General features: G+C 71.7%; 5 protein-coding genes and 1 pseudogene. All 6 read right to left on the bottom strand.

The features are described from left to right. Positions 1–769 (bottom strand): annotated as a pseudogene (locus ACLHRZ_RS35945) (hypothetical protein); the annotation flags it as partial. A gap of 93 nt (positions 770–862) precedes the next feature. Next, positions 863–2950, bottom strand: a complete 2088-nt coding sequence (gene fxlM, locus ACLHRZ_RS35940; protein ID WP_490422811.1) for a methyltransferase, FxLD system — start codon at positions 2948–2950, stop codon at positions 863–865. Between the two features lie 23 nt (positions 2951–2973). Continuing rightward, positions 2974–4230 carry a lanthionine synthetase C family protein gene (locus tag ACLHRZ_RS35935; protein ID WP_490422810.1) on the bottom strand — a complete coding sequence of 419 codons (1257 nt, stop codon included), beginning with the start codon at positions 4228–4230 and terminating at the stop codon, positions 2974–2976. Beyond that, positions 4230–7313: a lantibiotic dehydratase gene (locus ACLHRZ_RS35930; RefSeq protein WP_490422809.1), complete on the bottom strand. Its 3084-nt coding sequence runs from the start codon at positions 7311–7313 to the stop codon at positions 4230–4232. Before ACLHRZ_RS35930 ends, ACLHRZ_RS35935 begins: the two co-directional genes overlap by 1 nt. Positions 7314–7406: 93 nt before the next feature. Beyond that, positions 7407–7553: an FxLD family lanthipeptide gene (gene fxlA / locus ACLHRZ_RS35925; RefSeq protein WP_490422808.1), complete on the bottom strand. Its 147-nt coding sequence runs from the start codon at positions 7551–7553 to the stop codon at positions 7407–7409. A gap of 317 nt (positions 7554–7870) precedes the next feature. After that, on the bottom strand, positions 7871–8009 hold a 139-nt coding region (locus ACLHRZ_RS35920), incomplete at its 5' end, for a DUF5999 family protein (protein WP_490422812.1).

The following is an 8009-nucleotide window of genomic DNA, read 5'->3' as shown; positions in this document are numbered from 1 at the left end:
AGGCCCACGAAAACCCCGAAAGTCGAGTCAGTAATTCTTGGTCGTGCAGTTGTCCGGTGGCGCGGCGGCACAGTGCCGTCAGGCAGGAAGTGACGATGTTCTCCCATGCGTCGCCGGGAACCGTGGCGGCGAGGAGGCCTGTCGCGCGCTCGGTGTTGCCCGTGGTGAGGGCGGCGACGACGGCGACTTGGCGGCCGTCGAGCATCCGCGTGCCCACGCCGCGGTGCTGCTCGATGTGGGCCAGGGCCTCGTGCCAGCGCCCCGCGCTAGTGAGAGTGCGGGTGCCATCGGCCAGGAGCACCCGCCACAGCCAGGCGCGGACCTCCTGACGGTCCGTCTCGGCCGTAACGAGGTTGGCCGGGACGGTGACCGTGTCGAGGACTACCGCCTTTGCCTCGCTGACGGCTTCGTACAGGCTGACCAGACGTTGGAGGCCGTCGTCGGGGCGGCCGGCGCGGATGCAGAGCCGGGCGAGGTTGACCACGGGTTCAAGGCCGCGGATCGCGCTCATCGCGGGCAGCGGACAGGCGCCGAGGTAGGCGTCGGCGTGCCGGAGGCACATCTCGCGGGCGAGGTCAGGAAGGGCGAGGTCGCTGGCGAGTAGCGCCGCCTGGTTGTGCACGGTGGAGGCGAAGCCCTGGTCCTGATGCTGCTCGGCTTTGCGGGCGAGGTCGGCCAGCGCCCGGACGCGGTCGGGCAGGGGGAGGCAGGCAGGGCGGAATCGGGCGATCAGTGGGAACCGCGTGGCTATTGGACCGTAGGCGTCCATGGGGCCTCCGGGGCGGACGGTGCTGTCGGGACGAGGACGGCGGTTCCCGCTGCGCAGCGTGCGGTGCTGCCAGCGGGAACCTGTAGGGGCTGCCTACTTGGCCGGAGCGGGCGGCCACTCGACGATGATCCGGTTGAGCGGAGTATCGAGGGCGAAACGGCCGGGCCGCGGCTTGGCGGCGGGAGCGTCGAGGCGCTGGATCTCGAACGTGGCCTCGCGGGTGCGGTAGGCGCGGTCCCACGTGCGGATGGCGTCGGCGACCTTCGCGGCCAGTTCCTCGCTGCCGGGGCCGTGCCCGATGACACCGAATTCCCAGAGCTTGCCGCCCTCGGAGGTAGTCCCGTCGAAGAGGCGGCGCGCGAGGTAGGTGACGGCGCCCTTATCGACGGCCGCGGTCGCGGAGGGATACGGGTCCTCGGTGAGGAGCGTGCCCTTGGCCTCCTTCGGGAACAGTATCCGGATCAGGCCGGACGGCACAGTGCAGGAGACGAAGAGCTCCATCCACTCGGGGGACTCCATGGCGCGGACCGTCACGCCGGTCCACTCCTCGGCGCGGGGCTGCTCCAGCACCCCGGCCAGAGCATCGGCGTCGATGTTCGCCGCTGCGGGCGCCTGGAGCCGGACGGTGCCGTCCGCGCTGAGCGGGATGATGCGGCGATCGTCGTCAGCGATGCCCCGGCGCAAGGGCATGAACGTGTTCATGGCGGAGTCGATGGACACCCACCGGTCGCCGCACTTCTCGTAGGCGATGGAGCGGGACACACTGCCCTTGAGGCGCTGGGGGGCCAGGAGCCGTCCCCCGGGGGCGAGTTGGTCGAGCCAGGCGTGAGGGATGCCGTGGGCGCCAACGGTGGCGATGATCCGATTGAACGGGGCGCGCTCAGCGTGGCCGACGGCCCCGTCCCGAGTGAACGCCTCGACGTTGGTGACGCCTGCTGCGGCGAGGTGTGCGCGGGCGCCCTCGATCAGGTCGTCATCGACATCGAGGGTGGTGACGTGCCCCTCCTCGCCGACGAGGTAGCCGAGAACGGCGGCGTTGTAGCCGGTGCCGGCGCCGAGTTCGAGGATGCGCTCGCCCGGCTGGGCATCGAGCTGGTCCAGCATGAGGGCAACGATGCCCGGTTGGGAGGCGCAGGAGATCGACGTTCCGTCGGTGTCGTACTTGATGTCCACCGGCGTGTCGGCGTAAGCCGCTTCGAGCGACGCGGCGGGGACGAATACGTGACGGGGCACGGCGCGCAGGGCGGCTTCTACGGCGGGGGTGCGAGCGTGGCCGGCTGCCTTGATCTGATCAACCAGGGCATTGCGCAGCCGCTCGGCGTCGTTCTCAAGGGTGGTGGTCGTGTCGGTGTTCACCGCGCTGACGCTAGCGATCTCCGCCGCGTGCGCGGCTGCGGATGGGGCGTTGTCACTCGATCCCATGACTACCTCTCTCGCAATGTGGGACAGGGCGTGCTGGTCCTCCTCGGGGAGGCCGGCACGGTTGGCGTGGAAAAGGACGTGGTGGGCAAGGACCGCGCGCAGACCGCGGGTGAGTCGGCCAGTGATGGCGAGGCGGGAGAGGGCCGCCCCGACGTGTTCGAAGGCGGCGATCCACGGGGCGTGCCCGTCGAGCGGACCCCCGGGCCAGCACAGGGTCGCGGCGTCGGCGGTCATCAGCGTGCGCATCGCCGGGACCAGAGCGGCGGTCCTCTCAGCAGGCAGCGGTACAGGGGCGGGCCGCAGGGCCGCGTACTTGCCCCAGACGTCGCCCTGCTCGTACCAGTCCAGACGGGCGGCCCGCATCATCGCGCTCGCCAGGAGAACGGCGGTTTCCCGGCGGCCGAGGTGGCCGGGGCCGGGGAGGCAGGTGAGCAGGTTGCAGCTGTCCTCGTGGAACAGAGCGTGGGCCGCGTCTGTGGCCTCCGGACCGCCGAACGCGAACTCCTCGGGTTCGTAGATGCCGGGCACCCAGGAACGGACGATGCCCTCTTCGACGAGACCGCTCAGGAGCCCTTCAACGAGGGGTGACGGCTCAGGCGCCTGGTACCGCAGGGGCCATGGCTGCTTGTTCATGAACCACCAGCCGGTGAGCTCCCCGGCGTCCTCGGCCGCACGCAACGTGGGTCCAATGCGTTCGGTGATAGCGCGCTTGCCGCTGTCGCGGTCGGCGAAGACGACGTTGTGTTGGTGCCAGCGCATAGCGGGGCCCTTCAGTCAGTCGATCAGGCGAGGAGTAGGCAGGCGTCCCACGCGGTGCGGGGCATCGTGGTGGTGGCCGGGGCCAGCAGCGCCAGGGCGAGGCCTGCGGCCCCGTCGAGGAATCCGAGCCCGGCGTCGCCCTCTACGACCGCGGTAGCGGCGGCGGTGGGATCGGTGCTGGGCGGGAAGATCAGGTCCAGGAGCGCGGGGAGAGCGGTCCAGAGCTGCCCGGCCGTTGAGGCATGAGCGTCATGGGCGGTCCGGGCGGCGATGTGGGCGAGGCCGGCCATCCCGTGGCACAAGCCGTTGTCCGTGGTGGCCTTGAGTTGGTCGGGGTCGGTGAGCGCGGCCACGAGCGCCTTTTCGGCCTCGATCTGTCGGGGGACGTCGCCCAGGGCGAGGGCGGCGAGTTGCTGGGCGCGGGCCAGACCGGCGGTGCCGTAGCACCATGACGGCCGCCGCGGCGCGAATGCGGCCGGACGGCCATGGCGTAGCGCGTCGCGGGCAACCCAGTACGGCCAGGCCGGGCCCGATCCGGTCTGCTCCTGCCACCGGTCCAGCCACGCCAGGATGGAGCGCAGAGCGTCATGGTGACCATCGACGAGGATGCCGCGCCGGGCGGCCAGGGCCAGCAGTGCGAGGACGCCACCGATGCCGTGCGCCATCCCCGAGTTGGCGTGTCCCCCGGGGAAGCGGTGGTCCGGGCGGCCCGAGGGCGCCGCCGCGGTCCACCACCCGGGCAGGACTTCTCCGCGGTCGGTGAGGGGCTCGGTGAGCCGGACGCAGTAGTCCAGGACGGCACGCACGGCGTCGCTACCGCCGGCGCGGCGCAGGAGATAGGCGCCGTAGCCGGACAGGCCCCGGATCGTGTCGAACTCGGAGAGTTCGGGAAGTTGTCCGGCGTCGAGGCGTCGGCGGGCAGCGGACACACGCTGACGGACGTCCGTGAACATCTGCGCGTCGAGGGTGCCGAGGGCACGCTGATAGGAGCCGGGCAGGTGCTCGGCAGCGCAGGCAAGGGTGTGGGCGAAGGCGGGCGCCCCGTGGAAAGGGTGGCTGTCGGGCCCGCTGGTGAAGGGCCGCCCGGCGGCGGCGAGCCAGTCGTGTGCGCGCTGCCACGGTCCCCAGCCCGCGGCGGCGAGCTCGATGTGTAGCAGCGCGACGCCAGGGAGGCCATGCGCGAGCGACTGCCGCCACCAGTCGCCGGCGCGAGGCGCGGTGTCGGGGTGAGACAGGCGGTTGGCGACCGCGCGAGCCAGGCCCAGAGCGGGGGACTGCATCACGTGGACCTCCCGGCGGTCCGCGCTGTCCAGGCGAGGGCGGCGGCTCGCGCGAGGTAGAGGCAGACGGCCTCCTCGGGGAAGTCCACGGCGACGGCGCGCGCGAAGTTGAGGTGGAGGAGCGAGTCCAGCACGGCATCGGTATCGATCCCCACGGTGTCCGGGCCGGGCAGATGGCGGCGGTAGGCAGCCAGCGCCGCATCGCGCTCTGCCCACGCCTCGACGATGGCGGCACCGCCCGGGACCGATCGGAGCGCCGCCCACTCGTGGTGTGGGTCGGCGAGCTGTACGGCTTCGGAGAACTGCGTGCGGGGTACCGGCTCCGGTGCCGTCGGGGCAATGCGGTCGATCAGCCATCGCATCCCGGCGGCGGTGCTGCCCAGGAACGCGCGGGCGATGGCGACGGTGTGCGCGGCGACCAGTGCCCGCCGGTGCGGCCGGGCTGGTTGCCGCAGGTGGACGAGCAGGGCGCGCGAGTCGGCGCGGAACACCTCCTCGGCGGCGTCCCACGCTGGCCCGGAGCCCCACCGTCCCGTCTCCGGGTACGAGGTGGGATACCGGACCTCACTCAGCAAACCTGCCTGATGCAGCTCGGTGGCCCACGCGCTCACCACCTGGGCCACCGGCCCGAATCCCTGTGGATCGCGCAGCGCGATGCGCATGCGCAGATGTTGATCCGGGTCGCGGAACCGTACGTACCACCACGGCGGCTGACCGAGCCGCTTCAACAGGTCGGGCACGTGCTCCGCCAACATGGTGTCTTGGCGGCGGATGTCCCCGTACAGGCTGGCGAGCAGCACCCGCGATGCGGCCGGAGTCAGCCCGTGGCCGCGTCCCAGGACCCGGGCCGTGCTGGGCTGGGGCAGGCGCGGCCACGCCGGCGGCTTGAGCGCTTTGAGCGGGACGACGACCTCATGGGCCCGGCCGCCGCACCACCCGGCCTCTCGGCGCGTCTCGGTCAGCACGACGGGCGCTCCGCGGTCCACATGGGTGCGCAGCAGCATCCGGTGGTTGGCCTCGTCCAGGTCCAGCGCGAGCAACCGGTCCCCCTCGGTCAAGAAGACCTGCTGAGGAACGTGGCGCCGTGCCCGCCAGGCGGTGAAGACCTGGTCCCATTCACGGTGCGGGCGCGAGCGGGTCGGCAGTTCGGACGGCTCCAGGCGCCACCGCGCCGGGGATAGCACGGTGCGCCCGTAGCGAAGGCGCGGCAGGTACGGCATCGTCCGCGCCGCACCCCAATCGAACGTCGTCACGACGGTGTACGAGGCGCGGCTCAGCTCGATGAGGAAGCGGGCCAGCGGCGGCGTGTGCCGGTGAAGGTTCAGCGCGTGCATCGCCACGGCCTCGACCCGGCGGCCGAGCGCCGGCACGGCCAGGTACATGCGGCGGCCGTCACAGCCCACTGCCAGATCCTCGACCGTCAGCACCCCCTCGCCCGGGGAACGGTGCTCCTCCAGGCTGATCACGAGCGGCAGGACCTGCGGGGCACGGGTGACGTGAGCGCTCTCCGGCTCTAGCGGCGGGAAGGAGAGCTGAACCGGCACGGTGCAGGTGTCGGCAGCTGGCAGGTCCGCCATCTCCGCGGTGAGGGCCGCGCGGTCGTGCGGATCCAGCACGCTTAGGAAGCGGCCCGTGCCGACGCCGGCGCCCCGGGAGACGCTCAGCACCTCCAACCGGAAGTTCCCCCGGGCAAGTTGCTGCGTGCTGGCTCCGTGAATGCGGACCCCGAGCTCCAGATGTGGGGGGAGCCGTACGGCACCCAGTTCCAACGAGGTCACTAGCTCCTCATCGAGGACGACTTCGTCCATGCCGTCGAGCAACGCGCGCTGTGCCAGGCGCAACAACGCCTCGTCACGGCCCGACACTGGCGAATGGCGTTCCTGGGCCACAGACCCGGGGTAGCCGTCGGGGAACCCGATCCCGCTGTCCGCGACGACGTCCAGCACCGGCACCAGCGCACCGAGGCCGAAGCGCTCGTAGAACCGCTGGTGATACGCCTTCCACACGGCCGGCCCGTACGGGGCGGCGCTCGCGCGGGCCAGGACCAGCGCCGCACGCTCCACCTCATCGGCCACGGTGCGTGGCAGACCAACGGACGCGTCTAGCCGCAGGTCCACCGCGAAGGGGTGCCGGAGTACCAGCGCGAACCGCTGCATCCGCTCGGCCGCGCGCTCCCGGGCGGTACGGGTGACGTCCACGGGGTGGGCCATGCACTGCAACAGGTCTGCCCGGATGTTCCGCAGCTCCATCACCAGGTCGGTGACCTCGTGCGCGTCGTTCGCGGCGACTTCCAATTGCGCCAACAGGTGTTCCAGGGGGGCGGTCTCGGTGCTGGGCGCGTGCAGGCCGGTGATCAAGGCGCGTCGAGCGACCAGCTCTGTGAGCATCCCGGCGACCTGCTCTGGGGCGGCCTCGGGAAAGTCCGCGGTCAGCTTTGCTGCCAGGTCGGCGAACCGGATCGGTGTGCGGGCGGCGGTCAGGGCCGCGCGGACGGGGACGGTGTACCGCAACGAGACTTCCACGGCCGTCGTCCCCTGTCCTCGGGCGTCCGGCTGATACGGCACGACCACCCGGCCGCCACGGACCATCAGCGCGCTGTTGGCGACCACCGGCAAACGTGTCAGCAGCTCAGGACAGCTCTCCAGCCGGGCTACCACGGACGACAGCCACTCTGCACCGGCCCGGACCACCGCCAGGTGAGCCGTCCCCCACTGCACGCCGACCTGCTCGCCGAAGGTCGCCGTGGTGACGCCGGCGAACAGCCCGAAGGGCGTCGCCCGGTTCTCCGCGCGCAGCAGGTAGCGGGCGACGGAGAGCACCGCGCGCCGTACGTCGCGCGCGGTCGGCCGCTCGGCGTCGCACAGAGCGCGGACGCGTTCCGCGAGCGTGGGGCTGGCGTGCCAGATTCCCTCTGCAACACCTCCCGGGCGCCACAGGCACCGCAGCCACGCCGCCTGTGCTGCTATCCCCGCCGGGGTGCGATCGGTCAGATCGGGCCATGGCGGGACCGCGGGCGCGGGATCGGCAACGGCACGGACGAGGGCGGTGCTACCGGATCGGAACGCGCGAGCGGGATGGAGCACGCTGACCTCCGCGTGACGGTACGAAAGCGGGCGACGGCTGGTGCCGCCGCGCGTCGCGCGCGACGGCACCAGCCACTGAGCGGCGGGGGTTGGTCAGTGGACGCCGGTGGTGCAGGCGCCGCAGGTGGCGCCGCAGCCGTCGTCGGTGATGTTGACCAGGCCGGCCGGGTCGGCGACCTCCACCAACGTGACGTCCAGGTCGAAGCCGCTCGGCTCGTTGGGGATTGCGCTCGCGTCCATCCTCAATTCCCTTCTGCTGTGCAGTGGTTGGATGTGCTGTGCGTGCCTGGCCTCAAGCTGAGGCCAGCGGCCGGAGTGTAGTGACCCTGACACTCCGGGTACCCCGGGGTTTAGCCGGTCGGCCGTCGAGCTGCGACGATCGGCCAGAGCTAACCCCGGTTGCTTGGTCGGGGCGCCAATCCCCGTGAAATCGGCGCCCACCGTGTGCCAGCGCTTCGACATCGGCGCCCGTGCGCGCGGTGCCCCGGGGCGGGGCCCGTCACTCGAAGACGGCGGGGCTCGGATCCGGGAGCAGCACGGGGTGGAGGGAGCGCCGATCATGCGACTGCACCCGTCGGCGCGGCGGCGCGACGCGGGGCGATGACTCGCCCGTCAGGCAGCAATTCCCCGGTGTCGTCGAAGAGGACGACGCCGTTGCACAGCCTGGTCCTTCTCTGCACTTCACTCCAAGGTGGT

The organism is Streptomyces sp. AM25, assembly GCF_058146165.1.
The sequence above is the reverse complement of the archived record's forward strand: the minus strand, read 5'-3'. Positions and strand labels throughout refer to the sequence as shown.

Coding starts and splice junctions, on each gene's coding strand:
- ACLHRZ_RS35935 (WP_490422810.1), bottom strand. CDS start 4,230: ATGCAGTCCCCCGCTCTGGGCCTGGCTCGCGCGGTCGCCAACCGCCTG.
- fxlA (WP_490422808.1), bottom strand. CDS start 7,553: ATGGACGCGAGCGCAATCCCCAACGAGCCGAGCGGCTTCGACCTGGAC.
- fxlM (WP_490422811.1), bottom strand. CDS start 2,950: ATGCGCTGGCACCAACACAACGTCGTCTTCGCCGACCGCGACAGCGGC.